Genomic DNA, 25,701 nt, shown 5'->3' on the forward strand with positions numbered 1-25,701 from the left:
TTAATGGTGTGGTATTATTGCGTTCTAAAGACATTTTCAAATAAAACATAATTTATAGAGAATCGAAGATAGATGAATAATCATTTCATGGCGCTTGAATTTGTTTTTGGGGAACAACACAGGTCTGAAAATCTTTGAATACTTCCTATGAAGACTCAATCATTTGTTTGGGGCATGTTCAATTTTGAGACGTCATTTCCTCATCTCAGCATATTCTTTCAACCGTTTGGCTAAGAGTCCCTCTTTGTTATATAACATTTCCTGAGAGACATTCGGATAATTCGATTTTAACCAATTCATGAATATTTCATCTGCAATTTTTATGTTGGCCGAATATTTTTCATAAGTCTCTGTCGTGTCTATCGTTACCATATTTATTTTGTTGTTCTTAGTAAATATCGTGATTTTCCAAGTTGGATAATCCACATTAAGATATTTTAGATAGTCACTTTGGTCTTCAACTAAAAATTTTTTTGGCTCATTTTCAGAAATGACTTTCAAGATTTTATATTTTCCATTAAATGCTTTAGAATTTCGAAGATACTTGTCGAGAAAGGAAGATTTGTCATTGGAATAAGTCGTATAAGTTCGATTTAATTGAAAGTCGTCTGTTAATATGTTTTGTAAACTGTCTTTTTGATATGAATTTAAAAATTCAAAAAAAATGTCAGAAATATTTTTTTGACTTTGGCCCCAAGCAGTCAAAGTGACTAGTAAAAGCAAAAAGGTCGTATATATTAATTTACAAGTCATTTTGTTTTGGTGTGTTAGTAAAATTCCTTATTACATTTTTTTAATTTGCGTTCGGTGCGGAAGAGAAATCCCTTAAGTTCAAATTTAGTGCAAAAGCTAATAGAAAGTATTCTTAAGCTTCGGGAATCAGCCTAGTATCCCGATAGCTATCGGGACCACACTGACGCAAACCAATGTTATAGCCAGTGGTCATCTTCATACGAAACAATGAGATTGCTTTCATGAATTATCAATGAATAGCCCTTTCTTTTATGCTGATTGCAACATAGCCAGTCCCTATTAAAAAACCGGAAATTGATGGAACTATAAGAAAAACTGAATAATCATTATTCCAAACGATTGCTATAAAAACAAGAACGGAACCAAGAATGTAGATGCCGCTTGTAACCAAGCCAAATACGCTACCCCAAAACAGATTTTTGATAACGCCATATCCGCTAACCAATGAAATGGGACCGGTTAAAATGATGTCAGCCCAAGGTATCAATACTGTCAACAACTCTGTTTGGGAAAATATACTTCCATCACCCCATGTGTATAGACCACCGACAATTGCGAAAATGCCAGTGAGCATAAAGAGGATTCCGAATACCTTGTTCATTTTCCTAATATGCTGTTCTTAAAACTATGCAACCTTTCTCTCAGCTCATCACTGAAGTTGTCCTCTGTAATTTTCGCCTTAACCATAATATCTGTTTTTATCTTCCCTTCATAGCCCTTTATTAGGGATGTTGAAAATGCCGCGGTGGTTTTTACGAATTCTCCACCCAACTCCCTAGTCAATTTTAAGACTTGATTGTATCCATATTCGTTATCTTTTTCGTCTTCGCTTGTTTCGCAGGTTACAGCAAAATGTACAGGTTTTGATAGGTTAAAACATTTTTTCAATAAAGTTCTCAATGGAGCAATGAGCAGTCCGCCCCAAATTGGACCAATGACAATTATTTCTTCGTATTCCTTAATCTTGTTTGTTGAGATATTAGTTGGAATGGGGATTTTAAGCAAAGAAATGAGAAACAACAGTCCAGTGTAGTTTAAATTGGGACTTACCAATTCCAAATCGCAAGACAATTCCCTTGATAGCTTTTCAGCTATAAAACGACTATTGCCGGTCTTCGAATAACAAAGTATAATGTACTTTTTCATAAGGTGTTGTCATTTTTAGCATTGTCTATAACGGTTTGCAGCTGCACGAAGTTGGCGATTTCGAAGCACAAAACTGGCAACCACCACTGAACCGCCAGTTTCTTGTAGGTGCTGTTATAAGCTGACCTTCCTGTCTTTATTTGCTTTTGTTCTCCTAGCAAGTTTCACTAATTCAAACCATATTACTGAAATAAAACCAATGATTATACAAGTCAATAATTGCAGTCCATTTAATGTTTCAAATTCAAAAAAATTAGACAAGGGTTTAAAGGTAAGAATAAGACCAACAATGGCGATAGTTATGAAAATGATTAATAGAACCATATTGTTTTTATACTTTAAAGTCGTCAAAATGGAATAATAAAATGAACGGTTTACTAAGGTGAGAAAAATGTTTGCTGTAATTAAAACAGTGAAAGTCATTGTCCGGGTAAGTGCTTCGTCATAACCATTTATTACTGAATATTGGTAAACAAACAATGTTCCCGCTGTTATGAATAATCCTTGAACAATGCTAATGGATAATTCTCTCCAATTAAAGAAAGTTGTTGTCAGTGGCTTGGGTTTTTGCAGCATTGTATTTGCCTCCATTGGTTCGTTTTCATAAATGATAGAACAAGTCGGACCCATTATTATTTCCAAAAAAATGATGTGAATAGGAGAGAAAATATTTGGATAAATCCACCCCAAAGCTAAAGGAATAAAAACTGTGAGAATGATTGGAATGTGTATGGATATGATGTATTGAATGGCTTTTTTAAGATTGGTGTAAATCTTCCTGCCCATAGCAATTGCATCCACCATTTTAGACAAATCGTCTTCTAATAGAATGAGTGACGCTGCTTGCTTTGCTATTTCTGTTCCTTTTTTACCCATTGCAATTCCAATATGTGCTGCTTTCAATGCAGGACCATCATTTACACCATCGCCTGTCATTGCCACAATTTGGTTGTTGGATTTTAAAGCGTTGATTATTTTTAGTTTAGCATCGGGAAACATTCTTGTAAAAATGGCAGTATCCGTTACGCAGGTTCGTAGATCTTTTTCAGATAATTCCATTAGCTCATCTCCTGAAATCGTTTTGTCGTAACCCTTAAAGCCAATTTGTTTGGCAATGGAAGCGGTTGTGGCTGCATTATCTCCAGTAATTATTTTTACATTAATACCTGCAGTATAAAAATCTTCCAATACGCTTTGGATGTTTTTTTTTGGCGGGTCGTAAAAAGCTACGATGCCTTTAAATTGAAAAGATAAATCTTGTTGATTTACAGGATAGTTATTCCCTTTAAAATTAGAAACCCCAACGCCTATAACTCTGTATCCTTCGGTAGCTAAAAGTTGAATAGCTAAATGAATTTGTACTTTTTCAGATTCTGTAAGATTTGATACATTGATAAGTGCTTCTGGAGCTCCTTTAGCTGCTATAATTTTGTTGTCTTTATTATCCGAAAAGATATGTGTCATCATTGGCGGTTTGCCGTCTAATGGATATTCATATATGAGTTTATAATTGTATCGTTCGTCATTTGGTGTTACCTCTTTATACTTTTGATGTAACGCCACTTCCATTGGGTCAAATGGAATAGGCTCACTTGCCCACATTGCCAATTCTATTAATTCCTTTTCATCATCGTTTAATTCATCTTCTGGCTTAGATATTGTATTACTTTTTAGCACAAATAGTTTTGCCAAACTCATTTTGTTTTCTGTAATTGTTCCTGTTTTATCTGTGCAAATAACAGTAGCACTACCTAAGGTCTCAACCGTTTTCATTTGCTTTACTACAATGCCAATTTTCATTAAACGCCAAGCACCTAATGCCATAAATGTGGTAAAAGCGACAGGAATTTCTTCGGGCAAAATGCTCATTGCCAAGGTAAGCGATTGTAATAAACTATTCAATACATTTTGCGACTGCCAATAATTAATTGCCCAAACAATTACAAAAACTATTGCTCCAGCAATCGCCATCCATTTTACAAAATTGTTTATTTGTATTTCTAAAGGCGTTTTTTCTTCGTCTATTCCTTCTAAGCTGATTCCAATTTTGCCTAATTTGGTTTCGTTACCAATAGCGGTAATTTTTGCTATGGCTAAACCACTTGCTATTGTTGTTCCGCTATAAATAAATTTGTCTTCTTTTTCTTTATCCTTAAATACTGCAAACGATTCACCAGTTAGTATAGATTCATTTACTGAAAAGTCGTTGGAGTGAATAATGGTACCGTCTGCTGTAATTGAGCTGCCTTCTTCAACCATCAAGCAATCACCTATTACAATGTCTTCACTTTTTATTTCTTTGATTTCACCATTGCGAATAACCTTGCAACTAGGCTGAGAAAAGTCTTTTAGCTTTTCTAAAGCATTTTTGCTTCTAGAATTTTGATAAAGGGAAATAGAAGTGATGAAGATAATGGCAAGAACCAAAAAAATTCCGTTACCTGTTTCGCCACTCATAAAATAGATAGTAGAAGCCACCAATAACAAAATAATCATTGGGTCTTTTGAAAAACGTTTTACAGTATCAATGAAACTATTTTCTTTTTTGTAGCTTAATTTGTTTTGTCCAAATCTTTCTCTGGCTTCAATTACTTGATCACTAGTCAAACCTAATATATTAAAATTGTTAGAAGCCATTTTAAAAATAATCTTTTGCTAAATTGGGTTTGTTAACGATTGATTTTAAAGTCATTTAAAAAAAATAGAACATGTCCTTCTAAGAGTATTTTAGTTTAGACTTCTGACTAAAAAAATTTAAATTGGATAAGCTGTTGAAATCGCAAAAGTTTTTCTTCTATTACATAATTAACAAGCCACCATCTACAACCATTGTACTACCAGTCATATAATTGGATGCATCACTTGCTAAAAACAATGCGGCATTCCCAATCTCTTCTGGTTGACCTATTCTTTGTAGAGGCAACATGCTTATAAACTGTTCCATTTGTACTTTCATAGCTTGCTGTTGTTCGGTTGATAAATTAGTGCCTGCAATTTTTGTTACTCCAGGGGTGTTTACGCCACCGGGTGCTATATCGTTTACATTTATTCCATATTTACCTACCTCTTTAGCAAAAGCCTTAGTTAACATTCTAACTCCGCCCTTGGAGGAATCGTATTGTGATAAATTACCAGTAGGTTTAATACTATCGATTGATGAGATGTTTATTATTTTTCCACCATGTTTCTTTTCTATCATTTTTTTTACTGCTAATTTGGATAGAAATGCAACGGCTTTTAAATTTAGGTTGATTGTTTTATCCCATAGTTCCTCGGTTAATTCAGTAACAGGGCAATAAGAAAAAATGCCTGCATTGTTTACCAAAATATTTAAATCGCCAAATTCTTTTACTGTTTGAGTGATAATGTTTTCAAGATTTTTGATGTCACTCAAATCAGCTTGAATGTAAAGTGCTTCCCCACCGTTACTTTTTATGTCACTCATTGTGGCTTCAGCCTCCTTTTGTTCTACAATATCAACAATCATAATTTTAGCGCCAGCTTCAGATAAGCGCTTTGCAATGCCTTTGCCTATTCCCATTGCGCCACCAGTTACAATGGCTACTTTTCCTGTTAAGTCAAACAGTTTTTCAATTGAATTTTTCATCGTTTAGTTTTTTTTAGTGTTAAATATTTTTTTCAGCTTCTGCAATGTTTTCTATTCCTTTAATTAATGCATCGGGATTAAAGGATATACTGTCAATTCCGTTTTTGACCAGAAATTTTGCATACTCAGGATAATCACTAGGGGCTTGTCCGCAGAGTCCTGTATGTGTTTTTGTTTTTTTAGATTTGGTTAAGGTCATTTCAATGAGTTGCATTACAGCAGGATCGAAAGGACTAAAGATTTCGCTTAATAATTCTGAATCTCTGTCAGCTCCTAAAGTAAGTTGTGTTAAATCGTTCGATCCTATGGAGAAACCATCAAAGTGTTTGGCGAATTCCTCTGCAAGCAATGCATTGCTAGGTATTTCAATCATCACATACAATTCCAGTCCATTTTCTTTTCTTTTTAATCCGCAAGCATCCATAACCGTAATCACCTTTTCTGCTTCTGAAATGGTTCTGCAAAATGGAATCATTAATTTCACATTAGTAAATCCCATTTCATCTCTTACCATTTTCATTGCTTTGCATTCCATTTCAAAAGCATCTTTATACATTGGGTGATAATATCTTGATGCACCTCTAAAACCAATCATAGGGTTTTCTTCATTGGGTTCAAATTGTTGCCCACCAATTAAGTTAGCATATTCATTTGATTTAAAATCGCTCATTCTAACAATTACCTCCTTTGGATAAAATGCGGCAGCTATTTTAGCTGTTGATTCGGCTAATTTGTTTATGAAGAATTCTTCCTTGTTTTTATAAAGGCTTGTGAGTCTTTTTATTTTGGTTTTTACTTTTGAATCATTTATTGTGGCAAAATGTTTTAATGCCATAGGATGAATGCCAATTGAGTTACTTATTATAAACTCCATTCGCATCAAGCCAACACCATCGTTTGGCAGTTGCGAGTATCCAAAAGCTTCATCAGGATGGGCAAGAATGAGCATTACCTTGGTTTTTGTTTTTGGAACTGAAGAAATATCAATTACTTTTTCATCCCATTTTAACTGCCCATTAAATACATCCCCAGTATTTTCTTTAGCAGTGGAGACAGTAATCAATTGCCCATCTTTAATTTTCTGTGTACCATTACTTGTTCCTACAACTGCTATTGCACCCACTTCGCGAGCAACAATTGCAGCATGTGAAGTTCGGCCTCCTTGATTGGTGATGATTGCAGTAGCTTTTTTTAATACTGGATCCCAATCAGGATCAGTTTTTTCCGTAACCAATATTTCTCCCTTGTTTAATTTAGAAATTTCAGAAGGCGAATGCAATATTCTTGCTTTACCTGAAACAATTTTATTCCCAATGCCAGCGCCTGAACATAATTTTTCTCCTTTTTCTAATAAGGAATATTCTTTGTAATCACTATTTTTTTTATTACTATGAACTGTTTCAGGTCTTGCCTGTACAATATATAATTTGTTGTTCTGTCCGTCTTTCGCCCATTCTATATCCATGTTACATTTATAATGCTCCTTTATGATACATGCCCATTTCGAAAGTTGAATTATTTCTTCATCGTTTAATACATATTCATTCCTTTTGACTTCCGATGTGTCAGTATTTACGATTGCATCTTCAGGTCTTACAATTTCATCTGTATTTAGTACTGAATACACCATAGTTTTGAGTTTGCTTCCTAACTTGTGCGCTATTATCGGGTTTTTAACCTTGCCTAAAAAGGGTTTATAAACTAAAAATTCATCGGTATTGATGGTGCCTTGAACCACATTTTCTCCAAGACCCCAAGCTCCAGAAATTAATACAACCTTATCAAATCCGGTATCCGGATCGATTGTAAACATTACTCCTGAACTTGCTAAGTCGGAGCGAATCATTGTTTGAACACCAATAGACAAAGCAACTTTCATATGATCAAAACCGTTATCGGAACGGTATTTTATTGCTCTGTCTGTAAACAAAGAAGCATAACATCGATGGCATGCTTTTATTAAATTAATTTCCCCTTTTACGTTTAGATAAGTTTCTTGTTGACCTGCAAAACTAGCATTAGGTAAATCTTCTGCTGTTGCACTGCTCCTGATGGCATAGGTTTTCTCATCTCCTGAATTTTTCACCAACAATTGATAGGCTTTAATTATTTCTTTTTCCAATGATTTAGGAAAAGTTGATTCCATAATCTTTGTTCTTATTTGTTTGCCAATAGCGGAGAGGTTGTTAAATGATTTAATGTCTAATTCTGCCAATAAACTACTTAAAACTGGGGTAAGTTTATTTTCAGTTAAAAATTGACTATACCCTTCAGAGGTAACTGCAAAGCCTTCAGGCACCAATATACCTTTCGTTGAAAGTAATGAATACATTTCACCCAGTGAAGCATTTTTACCACCGACACTTGAAATGTCATTTATTTTTATTTCCGAAAAATGTTTTATTAATTTCATACTATTGAGTGAATCAACTTGACTTGTTCTTTTTGATTTGTTTAACTATATGATTATTTGTAATGATTAATGGAAAATGTGTTTGGTCTATTATAAATAATCTCACACAAAGCTAAACTATAACTACTCAAGGAATATTGATAAAAGTCATGCGAGAAAAGGCAATAAGAGAAATTCTAGCTCTTTTGTTAATCAAATTCCTTGCACAATTAGTATTAATTGTTTTGAGCTTTACACATTTATCCGAATGTTTAACGGTCAAATATATTTTGGCAAGATTAGAATATGGAAATAAGTATTTTCCGAGCGGTCAGACTTTTATATAACGTTTTTACGCTGACTGCTATTGCGGAATAAAAAGCATAAAAATTTCAAGTATTTCCAAAAGATGATTTTTGGATGTCAGACCGAATCGCTACTCGGCCGCAGTAGCAAAAAGCGTAAGTTAGCTGATGTCTATCTACTACCCAAAATGTCCTCCAATATACCTTTGCGTTAATTCATTTTTGGGATGATTGAAAATAGTATCGCAAGTGTCAAATTCTATTAATTCGCCTAAATACATAAAAGCAACTTTTTCTGAAATACGTTGGGCTTGTTGCATGTTATGTGTAACAATTACAATGGTAAAATCCTTTTTGAGTTTCAGTATCAATTCTTCTATTTTTTTCGTGCTTATAGGGTCAAGAGCAGAGCAAGGTTCATCCATCAAAATTACTTCTGGTCGTAGCACTACGGTACGGGCAATGCAAAGCCGTTGTTGTTGACCTCCCGATAATTTTACAGCAGGTTTTTTCAATTCATCTTTTACTTCGTCCCACAAAAAGCTTTCTTTGAATGCTTGTTCTATTAAATCAGGAATTTCATTTTTGGGATAATCGTGTATTTTTAAAGCATAAGAAAGATTTTCATAAATACTTTTGGGCAAAGGATTCGGTTTTTGAAAAACCATTCCAATTCGTTTACGAATATCTGTTACTGAATTCTTCTTGTCGTATAAATCTAAATCATCTAAAAATAGTTTTCCCTCTATTTTGGCATCAGAGGATAAGTCATGCATGCGATTAAAACTCCTAAGCAAAGTAGATTTTCCGCAACCAGATGGACCAATTAAAGATGTTACTTGATTTTTAGGAAAATCAATATTTATATTTTTTAGAATTTGTTTATTCCCAAAGAATAAGTTTAAATTTTCGGCTCTAAGTTTTATTGCATCCATTATTAATCTTGTGTTCTGTTTTTAAATCGTACATAAAAAGCAATGATATTCAATAGAAATACCAACAATATCAATACCGTTGCAGTTCCGTAGGCTAAAGGTCGCACTTGCTCTATGGCATTGTGCTGTGTAGATAACATATATAAATGATAGGGTAATGCCATAAACTCCTGATTGGCAGAAGAGCTTACCCCATTAATATAAAAAGCAACGCCTGTAAATAGGATAGGAGCGGTTTCTCCTGCAGCTCTTGACAGGGTTAAAATCACTCCGGTTAAAATGCCGGGCAAGGCTACAGGCAATACTACATCTTTTATGGTTTCAGCTTGTGTTACACCCAATGCCAAAGTAGCTTCACGCAAACTATTAGGAATTCTTTTCAGGGCTTCTTCGGTAGTGGTAATGATGTAAGGCAATGACAGTAAACCCAGCGTGAGTCCAGCCGATAATATAGAAGTGCCCAAATGGAAGGCTTGTACAAATAACGCTAATCCAAATAAGCCATAAATGATGGAGGGAATGCCAGCTAAATTTCTAATAGAAGCACGAATAATATTGGTAAGCAATGATGGTTTGGCATATTCATTCAAGTAGATAGCACAGGCTACGCCAAATGGTACGGCAAATAGGGTAGTGATGAATGTGAGGATTACTGTACCCACTATTGCAGGTAGAATGCCACCTTCTGTCATTCCATTGGTTGGAAAAGTAGAAACAAAACGCCACGACAAACTAGAGAAGCCTTTGGAAAAAATATCCCATAGAATAACGCCTAAAAACAAACAAACGATGAAGGTACTGCCACAAAGAATAATCCAATTGAAAGTGTTTCGTATATTTTTCGTATTCATCAGGCGTGAAATTTTCTTAAACGATTGGCAAAATATTCGCCTATAAAATTTACAATAAGCGTAATTAGAAATAATAAAGCAGCAATAGCGAATAAAGCAAAGTAATGCGTAGTTTGGTAAGGCACTTCTCCCAACTCAATTGCAATAGTTGCTGTAATGGTTCTTACAGAATCTAAAAAACCTTTTGGGATAGCTGCGGCATTTCCGGTAGCCATCAACACGGTCATTGTTTCTCCCAATGCTCTTCCTAAACCCAGCATTACGGCAGCTATTAACCCAGGCATTGCGGCAGGTATGGTAACTTTAAAAAGCGTTTCCCATTTATTAGCACCTAAAGCAAGCGATGCTTCTCTGTGCGATTTTGGTACGGCATTGATGGCATCTTCGCTAATTGTAACAATGGTAGGCAAAGCCATTATGGCTAATAAAATAGAACCGTTTAAGGCATTTAATCCGTTTTGAATGCCGAAAACGTGAGCCAAACCTGGTCCGACTAAAACAATTCCTAAAAAACCGATTGCTACCGATGGGATAGCTGCCAACATTTCGATGATGGGTTTTAGAAACATTTGCATTTTTTTAGGTGCTAACTCCGATAAATAAGCGGCTGTTAAAATACCTAAAGGAACAGCGATGAGCATAGAGCCCAACGCCACCAAAAATGTACTTACCAATAAAGGCAGTATGCTGTAATGCGTTTCTGGATCCCATTGCGAACCCGTAAAAAAATCGATAGGCGATATGTTTAAGAAGAAAGAAATACTGTTGGAAAATAGCATTAAAAAAATGCCGCCCAATAAGGTTATGGTTAGCAATCCTGTGCATTTAAAAATTACTTTAAACAGACCATCTATTTGCTCTCTCTTTTTTGTATTCATCGTTAATTATTTACAGGATAATAGCCCGATTCTTGAATGATTTTTGCCCCTATTGCAGACTTTTCAAAATCAAGGAATGGTTTAATTTTTAAATAATCACTTTTCCTGAAATACTGAAATAAAGGGCGTTGAAAAAAATAACTTCCTGATGCAATGGCGCTAGCATCTAATGGCGAAACTGCTTTTGAATGATTGGTGTAGATGGATAAAACTTTGATACCCGTGTTATTGCCTTTTAAAACATAACCAGCACTCACATAGCCAATGCCTGAGCCATCCGCTTTAATAGCTTCTAAAATTTGTGCATTGCCATTCATTTGTTTAGCATAAGGCGAAAAATGAATGTTTAAAATGTGTTTCACATAGTCGTGTGTGCCCGAATTGCTTTGTCTTCCATATATAGTAATGGGCATATTATTTTGATGGAAGGAAGACCAATTGGTGATTTCGCCACTTAAAATTTTGGTAATATCATTTGTATTGAGCGAATCAATGGTGAACTTATCCGACACCACAAAAGCGATGGCATCTTGGGCAAAAATAAAAGAATCGAGTTCAATGTTCTTTTGCTGAAACAAATCCAGTTCTGTTTGTTTTATACTTCGTGAAGAATTGGCAATGTCTGCATTTCCGTTTAATAAAGAAGCTATGCCCAATCCTGAACCACCTCCTGAAACGGAAACCAAAACCACATCATTTTCTTTACGAATTTGTTCTGCTAAAACCACCACAAGATTCACTTCGGTATCAGAACCTTTTATTTTTATAGTTTCACTATTTGGCGAACAAGATTGAAACATAATTACAAGAAGAACTGAAAATAAACGCATATGCAAAATTACTTCAATGGCAAAATCTGAATGTTTAGTTTGTATTATCATTAGTGTTCGTTTAAAATACCAGCTAATGTTTTTTAGCTACAAGAAGTTGGCGATTTTTACCATCAAACATCATGCGCAGAACCGCAGTTCAATTATACGAAAAATTGTCATACGGGGCACTGAACCGCCACTTTTGCCAAACCCGTATTAGTGGTGGTGGTTCCTTCGGTCAAAGTTAGAAATTAAATTAAAATTTCATAGGTTTGTCATATTCAATTTCAGTGATGTCAAACTTTGCGTAACAGAAATCACCCTTTTCTAATCTCCACAGAACTTCAAAGCGTGTTGGAATAAGCACTTTATTCAATTCCTTGTAGTCTGATACTTTGATAACCCATGTCTCTAAATTATTCACACCCATATACCGCTTGGTTTCCATTTCTGTGATTTCGCCTATGTCGTTGAAAGTAATTTTAAAGAATAAGGAAAGTCCTTTATAATTAAAGGTAAGTTTAGCGGTTTTGTCGTCAATTGGAAACCATTTTAATTTGTCACTCGGTAAGAAATTTGTTGGATATAAGATACTTTCTCCAAGCCAACGAAGTAATTCACCTTGATTGTATTGCTTGCCTTTGGCATTTACTACGTTAATCAATGAAAAAAGTGAAACAATCAATCGACCGTTGTCAGCAATATACAAATCTTGAGCTATAAACATGGCAGTAGTTCCTTTCCAGATGAAGCCAGGTTTTTCAGTAGTTGCATACTGTTCGCCTTTTATGTTCATCCAACCTTTTTTAAGGCCTGCCTTAAATTGTCCTTCGTGTTTAATTCTTACATAACTTATGAAAGAATGTTCTTCTTTTAAAATATAGTTAAAGTAGCGTTGCACTGGTTTCGGCAAACTGTCTGTTTGACTTTTGTCAAATTGTTGTTGAGATATATTTTTTGATAGAGCAAAAAGTTCAATGATCTTTTTGTGGAATTGTATAGATAAATTTACTTTTACTATAATTAAGGCCAATAGCAGAAGCCCGAGTATTGAAAATACGATTGTCATAATTTTCTTTTTTTATAAAGTGTTCCGATTTGAGGCAACAATGCAACAAAAATTATAGGTAGTGATTATAGCATTTAAAAGGTTTGTAGACAGCCAACACTTTGCACAACTACCGTTCCAACTTGTATTTAAATAATTAAAGCGAAAACTATATAGATACTATATGCCAACCCCAATACATATCTTTTAAAAAGTTTAAATGCTCTACAAATCTGTTGGCAGGTTTTTTAATTAAAGCAACTTCGGAATAAATTATTTTTGATTTCTTCCTAATGTTTCCACTTCATCAAGCCAATCTTTTCTTTTCGCATTATCTGATGATTTTACAGTTGCAAATGCTGTTATTTTTACTGGTTTGATACCACTAAATTCTAAAATACCAATTTTTATTGCGTTGTGTCCAGCATTTCTATTTACCAACCAATAATACCATTTTGGTGTGTCCATGGTTACGATTAGTCTTGCGGTTTTTCCTTTTAACAATTTGTCCCAGAAGGGTCCTTTCTCGTGATACTTAAAAGCGAAATTGGGTAGAAAGACCCTATCAAAAAAGCCTTTCAAAAGAGCAGGAAAAGTTGCCCACCAATTTGGATAAACAAAAACCAAATGGTCTGCCTGTAAAATGTCTTGTTGTATTTTCAGCAAATCTGGCTCAAGTTCTGAAACAACCCGATAGCCATAATTAAGTATTGGGTTAAAATTCAAATCAACCAAATGAACCAATTGGCATTGGGCTCCATTAGAGTCAGCTCCTTTTTTGTAGCTTTCTGCCAAAGCGAAACAAAGACTTTCTTTGTCAGGATGTCCGTTGATAATTAATATTTTTTTCATACAGCAAGTTCGGATTATTATAATTCAGGTTCTTTACACAATTGTATAATTGATTTGCCTCATTCACACTTTTAGATTTAGTGAAATGCCATATTTTGTAGACACGATAGTCTGTCTATTGCGCGGTCGAACCATTACAGCTAACGTGATTTGGCTTTGAGTTCGGTGTGGAATAGAAAGAACTCAAGTTCAAATTTAGTAAAAATGCTTATAGAAAGTAGCCCGAAGCTTCGGGATACAGCCTGGTATAAAAGCCACTCTGAGACAAAACCAATGTTATTGGTTGTTTTTCTCTTCCGTTCGTTAGTTTTCATTGTCGTCTTGTTCTACGTGTAAGATGTGCAAAAGTCTATGAATTATAGGAGCAAAGAAAACAGCAGTAATACTTAAAAATGCAACTCCACTGTAAAGAGCATACACAGATGAAAATATTTTTGCAGTCGGTGTTGTCATTTCTACAACTGGTCCCATACCTGTTAAAATCATACAAGCCATATGAAAACTATCAAGCCAAGAAACTTGCCCAAAATGATGATAGCCAAATGTTCCTAACAGAACAGAAAATACTACTAAGCCTAAAGCAAACAGTCCATACCTTCCTAGTCTGAATAAGAAGTGAGGTAGTGGAGTTACTTTCTGTTTGCGGTTTTCTAATTTCATTTCTTTTTGAGTTCTTTCATTAGGTCTTCTAAATAGTCTGTTTGAACTTCTTGAATTTCCAGTAGTTTTTTATTTTGATGTGCCAATAAATGGTCTATTTTTTCACTCAACAATTTTATTTCAAGTTCTGCCTTTAAATTGATTTTGTAATCGTGTTCGCTTCTTTGCCGGTCTTTTTGTTCCTGTCTGTTTTGGCTCATCATAATAATTGGTGCTTGAATTGCCGCCAAACAAGAAAGAATTAGATTAAGAAGTATAAAGGGGAATGGGTCAAAGGGTCGTGTGGCTAAAAACCAAATATTAATAATCATCCAAATTAAAATGAAAGAAAAAAAAGTGATAATGAATGTCCAACTACCACCAAATGCAGCAACATTGTCAGCAAGTTTTTGTCCGAACGTGAGGTCTGCTTCTATTTCGTCCTGAATGTTTTCGGAAAGAATAGAATTATTTTTTATTGCTTCCATTACATCTCTATCAATTACTGCAATTTCTCCTTTTTCCTGAGTAATTAATGATGTCAAATAAAGTCGTCTGTATTGATTTAGTTCATCTATTGTTATAAGATTCTCTTGGTCAAAGTCCGGGAATTCGGATTTGATTAAATTGAAAACCCCTGCTCTGATATCCTGACCCTTTACGTCTTCACCCTTCTGAATTTCTTGTTTGCTTATATGGCTTATTTTCATTTTGAGTGGCTTTAAAAATAACCGCTAACATGATTTGGCTTTGAGTTCGTTGTTGAATAGAAAGCACTAAAGTTCAAATTTAGTACAAAAGCTAACAGAAAGTATCACGAAGCTTCGGGATACAGCCTAGTAGAAATGCCACATTTACGTACAGCCAATGTTAGCGATAGTTTTTTTTCGGTCACATAAATAAATTAAGGGTTTAATGTTACTTCGTAACCAACATAATCATTATAACTAATTTTATTCCCAACAACACCAGACACACCATTAAGTTTATAGGATTTTAGTGTATTCATACATTCGCAACCATCTGGTGAAGTTGCGAAATCAGTCTTTTTACATTTCATCGTTTCATTTTGTTCCTCAATGCTAGATATTGAAATTTCTTTCAATCCATTATTTACAGTCGTTGAATAAAAGTGTACTTTCCAATCAAATTCTCCAATCATTCTGTAGTCCGCCCATTGTGTGAACACATTTGTCTTATTGTTTACCGTTTCAAAATAAACTCCTGCACCGTTAATTACTCTAACGCTATCCAATAAAGCACCAAAATTTGTCCCTTTTTGAAATTTGTAAATTGTAAAATCACTCAAACTATCAGCTGTCTTATTATTTAATGACAGAATTAAATTAGTTTTTCCGCAGTTATAAGTTTTAGTACAACTTGAAATGGCTAATAAGAAAGGAAGAAAAATGAAAATCAGTCCTTGCCATTTAATAATTGGAAAATGTTGTTTAAATATATTTTTCATTTTTTGTCGTGTTTTGTCGTGTTTTCAATATGCTGACGCCTAACGTTTTTTGGCTTTGCGGTCGGTGTGGAATAGAAAGCACTGAAGTTCAAATTTAGTACAAAAGCTAATAGAAAGTACAAGTATTCAGCCTATTACAAATGCCACACTGATTTAAAACTAATGTTAGCATTAGGCTTTTCTGTCTGAAGTTGAAGTATTAAATAATATGTTGCCAAAATAGTACAATACTAATAGCGATTTCCAATTGTTTCTGATGGCATAGAATTTTGTATTGTAGCCAAATCGGTTTTGGTTAAATCCACTTTAAATGTACCTAAGTTCTCTTCTAGACGGTGAACATTTCTAGTACCTGGAATAGTCACGATTTCATCGTTTTGAGATAGCACCCACGCTAAAGCAACTTGTGCTTTGGAAACTTTTTTGTCTTGTGCAATTTGCTCCACAATTTCTACAAATTTTAGATTTTCCTTGATCGCTTCGTCCGTAAAACGAGGAAGTGTAAGACGCCAATCACTTGTTTCTAAATCTGCTCGACTTTTGATTGCTCCTGTTAAAAACCCTCGCCCAAGAGGACTATATGCGACAAAGGTGATTCCGAGTTCTTGACACACATCCAAAATGCCTTGTTCAGTTTCACGGCTCCACAAAGAATACTCGTTTTGCACGGCTGCAAGTGGGTGAACTGCATGTGCTCTTCGAATCATTTCAACATTCGCTTCACAAATGCCTAAGTGTTTTACCTTTCCGTGTCTTACCAAGTCACTCATTGCACCAACAATTTCTTCAATTTCTACTTTAGGGTCTTGCCGATGCATGTAATACAAATCAATTGCATCAACTCCCAAATTTTGAAGACTTTGTTCGCAAGCTTGTCTTATGTATTCTGGTTTACCGTTAAGCCCAAGAAATTCACCCTTAGGTCCTCGCATTACAGCAAACTTGGTCGCTAAAATTAGTTCACTCCACCGTCCTTTGAATGCTTTTCCTAATAGTCGTTCATTTGCTCCCCAACCATACATGTCGGCTGTATCGAAAAAATTCACTCCTAAGTCAATGGCATTATGCAATGTATTAATGGATTCTTCTTCGTTAAAAGAACCATAAAACTCTGACATACCCATACAGCCAAGTCCAATTCTATTAACTGATATAGTACTGTGTCCTAATGTTGTTGTTTCCTTCATTGTTTCAATGTTTTATAAAGTTTTTATCTGTCGCTTTTGTATCTTTTTGTTTAGTTAAAGTCGTCTCTTAAGCTTGCTGATAAAAGTTTTAGGCTTTGCGTTCGGTGTGGAATAGAAAGCACTTAAGGTCAAATTTAGTACAAAAGCTAATAGAAAGCATCCCGAAGGTTCGGGATTCAGCCTAGTATCCCGATAGCTATCGGGACCATACTGACGCAAAGCCAATGTTAGTGGTTGTTTTACTTCTTTTATAAATTAGTTTAATAATTTTCTTAGCTTAGTTATTATTTGTATAAAGTATTTTATTGCAATTCAACTATAACTTCATTTTTTCGATTAAAAACTTCATAAGGTGCATTATAACCAAAAAAATAAAATTGATTAGAATACTTTATACCTTCAGCATCTAATGCTGCTTTTAAATTCTGTTTATACTTTTCTATTTTAGTTTCATTAGCCCATCCGCTAAATCTGATAGCAGCAACGGTTTTTGCAGGTTCTTCCCTAAATTCTATACCTGATTGATTAGGTTTAGGAAGCATGTCCTTATTTAATTTCTTTGGAACCATAAACATCATTGTCATTGAATCCTCTAACGAAATTGAAACAGGTGAAGTCATAGATATTTTTTCATTCCTTTCATTATTTCCAAAAATATATCTCGCTAAAATAGAGAAGCCTTGACCTGAAGAATTTTTATATCCTTTTGTGGAGAGTTTTACCGATGTAAATAAAGTAGCTTCATAATTTCTTATTTCAAATCGGTTATATTTTTTTTTGACTGTATAAGGGTATGTTTCAATATTTCTTTGTGCAAGTATAAAATAAAGTTGGACAAATGCAAACGCTATTAAGATTACTACAAGTATGATTGTTACTATTTTCATTTTTTTATTTTAGTGTTTAATTGTTTTATTTATAATTCTGAACAACGTCAAAAGTAGGTAATGATTCAGAATTAGTTATAGTTTATAAATTTTCTTCATCGTTATCGGACTTTTGAAACTCGATTTTTCAGAGTCGGTTTATTGACTGCTAACGTTTGGCTGGTTTAAGAAGTTGGCGATTTCGGAGCACTAAACTATATGCCAATACTGCACTTGATACGGAACACAAATGTTCATTTAACCATTGAACCGCCAATTTCTTAAACCCGCTGTTATGCCCAGCGCTGATGTCTTCTATGTCAGTCCGTGATGATTAACTTTTTTGTTTCAATTTGTTTGTTGTCCTGGGTCAGTTGAATGAAATAAAATCCATTGGGTAAATTGTCACGATACAATGTAGAAGTGTTGCCTGAAATATTGGTTATTTCCCTTACTTTCTGCCCGAAACAGTTGTAAACCGTGAGAGTTTCGTTATGTAAAAGATTGTCTGTTTGTATAGTTGTCTGTGTAGAAAAAGGATTTGGAAAAACTTTAAATGTGTACGGGTAAAAATTCGTGTTGGTAATTCCTGCAGGACATCCAATAGCTTGGCTTTGACGATAACTTATTTTAGAACTCATAGACAATGAATCCTGGAAATCCTGGGCCTTTTGACAATCACCTTTCAGAAAATAAGCAAGCCAAAGTTTAAGGAAATTATTTGTTATCGATTGCTGCTCTGCTCTTGTTGTGGTTGGGCTGGGTGAACAAGTGGTTTCTCCGAATGTGCAGTTGAAATTTGAATTTGCAAAAAAGCAGTGTCCGCCCCCCGTTATGTTCACCTGTGTTTTGAACGCTGCGGCTGTAGAATCATACATAATGTCCTGATGCTGTGAAGGAGGTGTTACGCAATCATTAGTTCCGCTGAACAATAAAGTTGGCACTGAAACCTGTTGCGAGGCAGTTATTGAAGATGGACTTGTATTTGCAGAGGCAAACGAAACCATGGTTGTAATCGTCAGGTTATTTTCTGCGGCAAGGAATGTACATCCGCCTCCCATAGAATGTCCCATGATGGCTGATGTAGTTCCAACACTTGCTGATGGAATAACTGCTCCCACTCCACTGCTCTGAATTTTTGCAATGAGAAATTTAAGATCTTTTCCGAAGTCGGCATGGTTTGGCGAGAAACTGCCTTCTGTAGTTGGAAACGCCAGGATATATCCTTCGGGAACAAGTGAGTCCCAAAAGTTTTGGTACGCGCTCCATACCATAACAAAACCGTGACCAAACGTGATGAGCGGAAAAACTCCTGCCGCAATCGGAGTGTTGTTACCTGCTGATGTGGCAGGATAATAAATCTCTGTTGCAATCTGGCGATTGTTTCGCAACGAATCAATAAATGTAACGGTTGTGTGTCCGATTTGCTGTGCGGACAAACTTGAACATAGGATTAGTGAAGCAAGTATAAAATTGATTGTTGTTTTCATTTTATTGTCGTCAGTGTTTATAGTGATGATACCATACTTTATATTTTGGTTACGAAGTTAATACTATTCTGTGGTCTTTTAGCATTGGGCCCAACGGTTGCGAATTTGTACAGCAGCGTATTCAAAGGTATTTCGCTTCATTTTAGAATCAAAGGATCATTAGAAGTAATTCGCTTGAATTGCTAGTTCGCTGCTATTGTACAAATTTGTTGTTATGTGGTCTTTTTTCTTTACGTTCCATCATACTTTTCTTTTAAATTGAAGAGTTTAATTATTAAATCAATTATGTTTCGCTCATTGTAAACAACGGTTTGGCGCTAGAGTAGGGAAGGGAATAGAATGCACTTCTGCTTAATTTCTTCAAAAAGATGAAGATAAAAAAAATGTTCAGCACTTGTTCTAAAGCCCTTCTTGCTTTTTAGCGCATGTTACACCTCGTGTATTGGTGTATTTTTGAAAATTATCTAATCAATGTAATATCACCTTTCAACATTTTTATCTCTGAGTTATTACACCTGTATTTAAATAGATAATAATAAGTTCCTATTGGCATCTCCACACCTTTGCATTTACCGTCCCATCCAAAAAATGAGTTAGTGCTTTGATATAAAATATTACCCCATCGGTCTACAATTATAATATTGTATTCATCGAATGTTCCTTTTATCAAGAATTCATCGTTCATGTTATCTCTATTTGGGGTAAAAGCATTTGGGGCAAATATCTGACAACATAAATATTCATCTAATTCTAATTTAAGAATCCTTATACTATCACAGCCAAATAAATTTATAAATGTGTCAATATAAATACCGGGTTGGTTATAAGAAAAATATTTTTCTCCTGGACAAAGTTTGTGGCGAATAGTATCATATAGTTTAGGTACTACTTTTAAATCTAATGTTCTAATACTATCACATCCGTTACCGCTTATCAATGTGTCAATATAAATACCCGTAGAAGAGTAACCTAAGTATGAATTGCCTTGACAAATTATTTGGGTTAAGTTTGATGAACTATTTGGAAGTACAGTTAAGTTCAACGTTCTAATACTGTCACATCCATTACTGCTTATTAAGGTGTCAACATAAATACCTGTAGTAGAGTAACCTAAATATGAATTGCCCTGACAAATAGTTTGAATTAAATTGGTTGAACTATTTGTAAGTACGGTTAAATTCAACGTTCTAATACTGTCACATCCAATACTACTTATCAATGTATCAAAATAAATACCTGTAGCAGTGTAACCTAAATATGAATTGCCCTGACAAATAGTTTGAATTAAGTTGGTTGAACTATTTTGAATTACAGTTAAGTTCAAGGTTCTAATGCTATCACATCCATTACTGCTTATTAATGTATCAATATAAATACCTGTGGAAGTGTAACCTAAATATGAATTGCCTTGACAAATCGTTTGTGTTATATTGGCTGAACTATTTGGAAGTACGGTTAAGTTCAAAGTTCTAATGCTGTCACATCCATTACTGCTTATTAATGTATCAATATAAATACCTGTGGAAGTGTAACCTAAATATGAATTGCCTGGGCAAATCGTTTGTGTTATATTAGTTGAACTATTTGGAAGTACGGTTAAGTTCAAGGTTCTAATACTATCGCATCCATTACTGCCTATCAATATATCAACATAAGTGCCTGTAGAAGTGTAACCTAAATATAAATTGCCTTGACAAATCGTTTGTGTTATATTAGCTGAACTATTTGGAAGTACAGTTAAGTTCAATGTTCTAATACTGTCACATCCATTACTGCTTATTAATGTATCAATATAAATACCTGTAAAAGTGTAACCTAAATATGAATTGCCTTGACAAATAGTATCGGTTAAGTTCTCCGAACTATGTGGCAGAAAAGTTAAGTTGAGAATTCTAATAGTATCACATGAGTTATTACCTATTAATGTGTCAATGAAAATTCCCGTTGAAGAATAACCTAAATAGGATTGACCTTGGCAAATGCTTTGGACGATAGAATCATAATGGTAACATTCCGTTATTGTATTTGAATATTGAAAGTCGGCAATAAAGTTAGGCAAGCCATGTGAAGTAAATTTACCACCAAGATTAATTGCAGTATCTACATAAGTACAATTAGGATATAAATTATTGGGATTGTAAATGGCTGATAAATAATTCTTACCGGTCCTCGAAATATAAATTTTTCCATCAGGGCCATGAGCCATGTGTCTCCATTGGTCAGCACCATTTTGAAACAGATAACTTTTTGAAGCGATTAATGTTGTCAAATTCAGGCTATTCAAATCATATTGAAAAAGATTTCCAATACCGGCAGTTGAAAAATATAGTTTTGAATTGTCAGGTGAAAAAGATGTGGCATACTCACGTCCACCCATTGATAAAATTTGTACATTCGTTACAGCACCTGTAACTACATTAAAATCAGCAATAAAAGCAGAAGTTTTAGTGGTATCTATTGTAGGTATGCAATATGAAATTTTGTTTCCGTTCTTTGAAATTGCCATTTCTCCCCAACCATCTGAATCTATTGGACCAATATTCGATATTACCGTATCAACAATACCTGCATTTGTTAGAAGGAATGCACAAAATTCGTTTGAATTAAATTTGTGAGATATGATCCAATAATCCGAACCATTACTATGTTTTACAGAAACTAATCGTTCACTAGTCAACGTATAAAGTGGTACATTCTTAGCGGTTGAAATTACCTCTCCCTTTGTATTGTCACCGCAAATGTCAACAACTGAATATCTTAAACCATTCTGAAAATTATTTTCCAATGCGTCATTGGTAAAAATGTAAAAGTATCGGCTATTCCCTGGTCTTGGAACTATTAAACAACCCATAGAAGAAGATCGATGACCAAGAAGATTATTGCCATTTAGCATATGATTTTGCGTTTTATTCCATACTCTAACGCCATCGCTATAAAATAAAAGTGCACCAGAGCTATCACTTATAGAGGAATATGATTCATTCCAAGCAATGGGTAGGAGAAAATCTGTTTGACCATTCAATAAAAATACAGGCGTAGTGGTATTAAAATCAAGACCTGCTCCGTCTCCAAAATACCAAATGTTTGCTTGTTTTTGACTAAATACTGTGGAGGACGCTAAAAGTAACAATAAGATTACTCTATACATTTTACATACTTTTTTTGAATATCAAATTAAGGACGAATTTTCTAGGTAAAATGTATATTAATAAAATATTAAACCTAGATTCGGCATTAGAAATGCTGAAACGAAAAAGAATCTGTAAGTCAATTGTTTTAAACAATCGGCAACATCTTCTATATCGGGGTAAGTCCAACTAATAGAATGGAATTTTCGTTCCTCAAATCCTATAGCGTAATTTGGGATAAACGAAAGTGTTTTCTGTTCTTCCAAAAGCGGGTTACGTTTCTTTCAACAAAGTTAGTTTAGTTAGAAGGTTGCGCTAGTTTCATGAATTTAGGGCTGTCTTTTGGTGGTGTCCGCTAACGTTCAAGGATTGGCGCTGGCAGGGCATTTGAGCACTTCAGCTGATGGTTAAATCTACTGCCAAATATAGTGAAAAAGATCAATTAATTCCCTCAGCCCTGCTTGCGCCAAACCGATGTTATAGGCCGTGCTAGTCCTTAAGGTTTTCAATATCATCTAGGTCTTTAAGTCTGCCTGATTTTTCTTTGTTTTTTAATAGATCCCAATAACCAATGAAGTTAACAGAAAGGTTATCCATTTCAACTTCTTTTCTGTTTGAGTAACACTCGATAAAACTCACACCATCGATTTCAGTAAGAAGATCGATTCTAAGGGGAGGATATCCCAATTGAATAATATTCCCAGGTTTTGTAAAGTCTTGAGTTGTCAAATTAAAAGAGCCAAATCCAAAATCGTTGATACATTGAATTATTCTTTCTGAATTTTCCGGAGTGGGGTTCAACCAGATGTCTAAATCGCCAGTGTATCTTGGATGGCCATGAATTCCAACTGCATATCCTCCTACTATTAAATATTCAACTTTATGCTGATTTAATAATCCTACAAACTCTCTGAAGTCTTGGCTGAACATCTTTTTTGAATTTCATAAATTGTGAACGAAGCATTTCAATTGCTTCGAGTCTTTCTTTTGGGCTTTTCGTTTGCCAATAACTAAAATCTGATTGTTTTTCTTTCAGATTTATTATTTTAACAACCTTCTCCATTTGTCAAAATTAAACAAATAAATGTAATTATTTTCTAATGTTTTGGGTCATACGCATGGCCTATAACGGGGTTTGGCTTTGCGTACGGTGTGGGATAGAAAGTACTGAAGCATAAAGTTGGGAGAATGTTCATAGAGACTACAAATGTTCAGCCTAGTACTAAAGCCACACTGACGCAAAACCACGGTTGTAAGAGGTTTCAGTCATTCATCAAAATCTATAACCTATTCCTAAATGTCCCTGTATTGTTGATCCATTTATATATGTCTTGGCCGTAGTAAAACCGCTACTGGGATTGTCTTTGATCCAAATATGGGTTTCATCTTGGAAAAACTGGGTAATACCAAATTGGTAAGATAGTCGAAACGTGATGTGAAATTTGTTAATTAACTTCTGCTTTCCCTCAATACCCAAAATAGGTAGAATTGTTAAACCATTCCGTTGCTTAGCTGGTAAGGTCTTATATGTAACAGGTCCTCCAACATTATAAGATGTATCATCAAAGTGTTTATTACTTTTAAAATATGATAAACTTAAACCACTTATAGTATTGATTTGAAAATTATTCTTTTCAATTAGTTGATATTGCAGACAAGTTAATAGCTTGTATGTCAGTAGTCGCCAACCCAATCCAAGCTTACCTGCACTTATTTCTAACCCATTAGTGTTGGGTGAATAGTAGGACATATCATATCCTAAATCATAGTCATCAATCTGTCCACCAATTTCAATGTAGAATTTGTTATAAATCTTCTTATCAAAAACCAAACCAATTGTCTTAGTTATTGGACGTTTAAAACTAACTCTCCCAACTTTATCGTCTGATGTTCTAAAAGCAATGTTATGCATTGCTCCTACTATAAAACTTATCTCATTCCTTTGAGCAGGCGAAGAATATGATTTAAAAGAGAACAATAGGGATATTATATAGAATTTTTTCATCTTTTCAATTGTAGAATAATTTCAAGGGGCTACTAGCCCCTTGAAATTTAATGATTATTTAAATATTGAAAGATTGACATATCTGTATCCTGTTGCACCCGGAGCTTGGCTATCGTATCTAAATTTACCTATAAACTCATAATTCGTCAATTTTCTACTGGATTCATATGGTCTCCAATTACGTTTATTGTCATATACAACGGATAAACTAGGCGCCCAATAACCTTGCCAAGGGTTATTATTTGGTTTAAATTTTACTTTTGTACCACTTTCAAAATTGATATATGTTGCCATTTGAATCCAAGTAATAGTGCCCTGTGACATATATTTTAACTCAGATAATAGGCTGTAGTAAAAAACTGCTGCTTGATAAACATTCTTGCAGTCAGCTCTCCAAACTACATTACTACTGCTAGTTACATCATCGTTAATCTTATGCTCAGTACTACTTCTTACTCGATCTTGAAAAACTCCTACTGTTCCCGCCGTAAGTAGATCGTAAACATCTTCTTCTAAATTTTCGTTAAAACGATTCATGGTTGTAGGTACAAAGACCCTTGATATGAGATCTGTAAGATTTGCACTAATATTACTTTCATTTAGAGTCCAACAAAGACCTAAATCCGTTTCCGATTTGAATACAAAGTTACCGACTTGAATTAAGCCGTCTCTATTTATGATACGAAGCAAAAGATCATCAGGACAATTTTTATTAAGATTTGTTTCAGGTGCGGAGGATGATTTCATTAAACTATACAAAGAGACAAATCCAAGATTTTGTTCCCATTGATTTAATTGGTCTTCATTCATTTCATTGAGTTCAATTAAAAGCACATCGAAAACTTCTCTATCCTTAAATTTCAGGTACCCATGCTCTGTTTTGTAAACATCATCCTCATTAGTTCTTGTTTTAATTGTACTATTATTTATGCTGGTAGGCTCAACAATTGTTTGTGCTTTTTGGCAAGCTACTGCAAAAATTGCGATAGCTAATATCGCCATGATTAACTTTTTCATTTTGTTAAAAATTTTGTTGTTTAAAATAAAATACTGTTTTGTTCATGCCTTAAGGTTTCGTCTTCAAATGCAGGCTTTTTGAAAACTATTTGCTTAACTTTTTTTTGATGTGTCAGCAAAATAAAATTTCACCATGTAAGAATTTTCAATTTTCACGTAACTTCATATTCCTTTGTTTCTGTCGCTTTAGTAACTAATCTACTTTGTTTTGAGGACTTTTGATTAGTCGAAATTAATGTTTTTTTGCCGAAACAGGTTTTGTTGTTCGTGTCTTGTCCTGAAATAGGTTGACCATTTTAATTAAGGTTTGGTATAGGTTTTC

The 25,701-nt window shown here is 34.4% G+C and carries 24 protein-coding genes; all 24 read right to left on the reverse strand.

Annotated elements, in window-relative coordinates:
- Positions 1-192: 192 nt before the first annotated feature.
- Positions 193-753 carry a hypothetical protein gene (locus ACOYLP_RS01605; protein WP_422854424.1) on the reverse strand — a complete coding sequence of 187 codons (561 nt, stop codon included), beginning with the start codon at positions 751-753 and terminating at the stop codon, positions 193-195.
- A gap of 229 nt (positions 754-982) precedes the next feature.
- The gene (locus ACOYLP_RS01610; RefSeq protein ID WP_422854425.1) at positions 983-1,327 is read right to left on the reverse strand and encodes a hypothetical protein; all 345 of its coding nucleotides are present in this window, start codon (positions 1,325-1,327) and stop codon (positions 983-985) included.
- Between the two features lie 23 nt (positions 1,328-1,350).
- Positions 1,351-1,899 (reverse strand): hypothetical protein, encoded by a 549-nt coding sequence (locus ACOYLP_RS01615; RefSeq protein WP_422854426.1) that lies wholly within the window; start codon positions 1,897-1,899, stop codon positions 1,351-1,353.
- 114 nt (positions 1,900-2,013) lie between these two features.
- Positions 2,014-4,536, reverse strand: coding sequence for a cation-translocating P-type ATPase (locus ACOYLP_RS01620; RefSeq protein WP_422854427.1), 2,523 nt, complete (start codon positions 4,534-4,536; stop codon positions 2,014-2,016).
- 160 nt (positions 4,537-4,696) lie between these two features.
- Positions 4,697-5,506, reverse strand: coding sequence for an SDR family NAD(P)-dependent oxidoreductase (locus ACOYLP_RS01625; protein WP_422854428.1), 810 nt, complete (start codon positions 5,504-5,506; stop codon positions 4,697-4,699).
- A gap of 19 nt (positions 5,507-5,525) precedes the next feature.
- A complete protein-coding gene (gene ppsA, locus ACOYLP_RS01630; protein ID WP_422854429.1) occupies positions 5,526-7,919 on the reverse strand; it encodes a phosphoenolpyruvate synthase in 2,394 nt (797 codons plus the stop codon).
- Positions 7,920-8,382: 463 nt separating this feature from the next.
- Positions 8,383-9,138 (reverse strand): phosphate ABC transporter ATP-binding protein PstB, encoded by a 756-nt coding sequence (gene pstB, locus ACOYLP_RS01635; RefSeq protein ID WP_422854430.1) that lies wholly within the window; start codon positions 9,136-9,138, stop codon positions 8,383-8,385.
- A 2-nt stretch (positions 9,139-9,140) separates the two neighbouring features.
- Positions 9,141-9,989, reverse strand: coding sequence for a phosphate ABC transporter permease PstA (gene pstA / locus ACOYLP_RS01640; protein WP_422854431.1), 849 nt, complete (start codon positions 9,987-9,989; stop codon positions 9,141-9,143).
- On the reverse strand, positions 9,989-10,867 hold the full coding sequence (gene pstC / locus ACOYLP_RS01645) for a phosphate ABC transporter permease subunit PstC (RefSeq protein ID WP_422854432.1): 879 nt from the start codon (positions 10,865-10,867) through the stop codon (positions 9,989-9,991). The genes pstA and pstC overlap by 1 nt, the downstream gene beginning before the upstream one ends.
- 2 nt (positions 10,868-10,869) lie before the next feature.
- Complete coding sequence (locus tag ACOYLP_RS01650) at positions 10,870-11,748, reverse strand: PstS family phosphate ABC transporter substrate-binding protein (RefSeq protein WP_422854433.1); 879 nt, start codon at positions 11,746-11,748, stop codon at positions 10,870-10,872.
- A gap of 187 nt (positions 11,749-11,935) precedes the next feature.
- Positions 11,936-12,748 carry a DUF6544 family protein gene (locus ACOYLP_RS01655; protein ID WP_422854434.1) on the reverse strand — a complete coding sequence of 271 codons (813 nt, stop codon included), beginning with the start codon at positions 12,746-12,748 and terminating at the stop codon, positions 11,936-11,938.
- A gap of 252 nt (positions 12,749-13,000) precedes the next feature.
- Complete coding sequence (locus ACOYLP_RS01660) at positions 13,001-13,579, reverse strand: NAD(P)H-dependent oxidoreductase (protein WP_422854435.1); 579 nt, start codon at positions 13,577-13,579, stop codon at positions 13,001-13,003.
- Between the two features lie 303 nt (positions 13,580-13,882).
- Complete coding sequence (locus ACOYLP_RS01665; RefSeq protein ID WP_422854436.1) at positions 13,883-14,239, reverse strand: hypothetical protein; 357 nt, start codon at positions 14,237-14,239, stop codon at positions 13,883-13,885.
- The gene (locus tag ACOYLP_RS01670) at positions 14,236-14,928 is read right to left on the reverse strand and encodes a DUF1003 domain-containing protein (protein WP_422854437.1); all 693 of its coding nucleotides are present in this window, start codon (positions 14,926-14,928) and stop codon (positions 14,236-14,238) included. The genes ACOYLP_RS01665 and ACOYLP_RS01670 overlap by 4 nt, the downstream gene beginning before the upstream one ends.
- A 194-nt stretch (positions 14,929-15,122) precedes the next feature.
- Positions 15,123-15,686 carry a hypothetical protein gene (locus ACOYLP_RS01675; protein ID WP_422854438.1) on the reverse strand — a complete coding sequence of 188 codons (564 nt, stop codon included), beginning with the start codon at positions 15,684-15,686 and terminating at the stop codon, positions 15,123-15,125.
- Between the two features lie 230 nt (positions 15,687-15,916).
- Complete coding sequence (locus ACOYLP_RS01680; protein ID WP_422854439.1) at positions 15,917-16,873, reverse strand: aldo/keto reductase; 957 nt, start codon at positions 16,871-16,873, stop codon at positions 15,917-15,919.
- Positions 16,874-17,175: 302 nt separating this feature from the next.
- Positions 17,176-17,760 carry an SOUL family heme-binding protein gene (locus tag ACOYLP_RS01685; protein ID WP_422854440.1) on the reverse strand — a complete coding sequence of 195 codons (585 nt, stop codon included), beginning with the start codon at positions 17,758-17,760 and terminating at the stop codon, positions 17,176-17,178.
- Positions 17,761-18,059: 299 nt separating this feature from the next.
- Entirely contained in the window at positions 18,060-19,229 is a 1,170-nt protein-coding gene (locus ACOYLP_RS01690) for a T9SS type A sorting domain-containing protein (RefSeq protein ID WP_422854441.1), read from the reverse strand.
- Positions 19,230-19,689: 460 nt separating this feature from the next.
- Positions 19,690-22,377 carry a gliding motility-associated C-terminal domain-containing protein gene (locus tag ACOYLP_RS01695; RefSeq protein WP_422854442.1) on the reverse strand — a complete coding sequence of 896 codons (2,688 nt, stop codon included), beginning with the start codon at positions 22,375-22,377 and terminating at the stop codon, positions 19,690-19,692.
- A gap of 57 nt (positions 22,378-22,434) precedes the next feature.
- A complete protein-coding gene (locus ACOYLP_RS01700) occupies positions 22,435-22,623 on the reverse strand; it encodes a hypothetical protein (protein ID WP_422854443.1) in 189 nt (62 codons plus the stop codon).
- A gap of 223 nt (positions 22,624-22,846) precedes the next feature.
- The gene (locus ACOYLP_RS01705) at positions 22,847-23,287 is read right to left on the reverse strand and encodes a hypothetical protein (RefSeq protein WP_422854444.1); all 441 of its coding nucleotides are present in this window, start codon (positions 23,285-23,287) and stop codon (positions 22,847-22,849) included.
- Positions 23,238-23,420: a hypothetical protein gene (locus tag ACOYLP_RS01710; protein WP_422854445.1), complete on the reverse strand. Its 183-nt coding sequence runs from the start codon at positions 23,418-23,420 to the stop codon at positions 23,238-23,240. The genes ACOYLP_RS01705 and ACOYLP_RS01710 overlap by 50 nt, the downstream gene beginning before the upstream one ends.
- Positions 23,421-23,630: 210 nt before the next feature.
- A complete protein-coding gene (locus tag ACOYLP_RS01715) occupies positions 23,631-24,269 on the reverse strand; it encodes a hypothetical protein (protein WP_422854446.1) in 639 nt (212 codons plus the stop codon).
- A 147-nt stretch (positions 24,270-24,416) separates the two neighbouring features.
- Complete coding sequence (locus ACOYLP_RS01720) at positions 24,417-25,379, reverse strand: DUF4848 domain-containing protein (RefSeq protein WP_422854447.1); 963 nt, start codon at positions 25,377-25,379, stop codon at positions 24,417-24,419.
- Between the last annotated feature and the right edge of the window lie 322 nt (positions 25,380-25,701).

It is taken from the genome of Flavobacterium sp., assembly GCF_049318325.1.
GTDB lineage: Bacteria > Bacteroidota > Bacteroidia > Flavobacteriales > Flavobacteriaceae > Flavobacterium.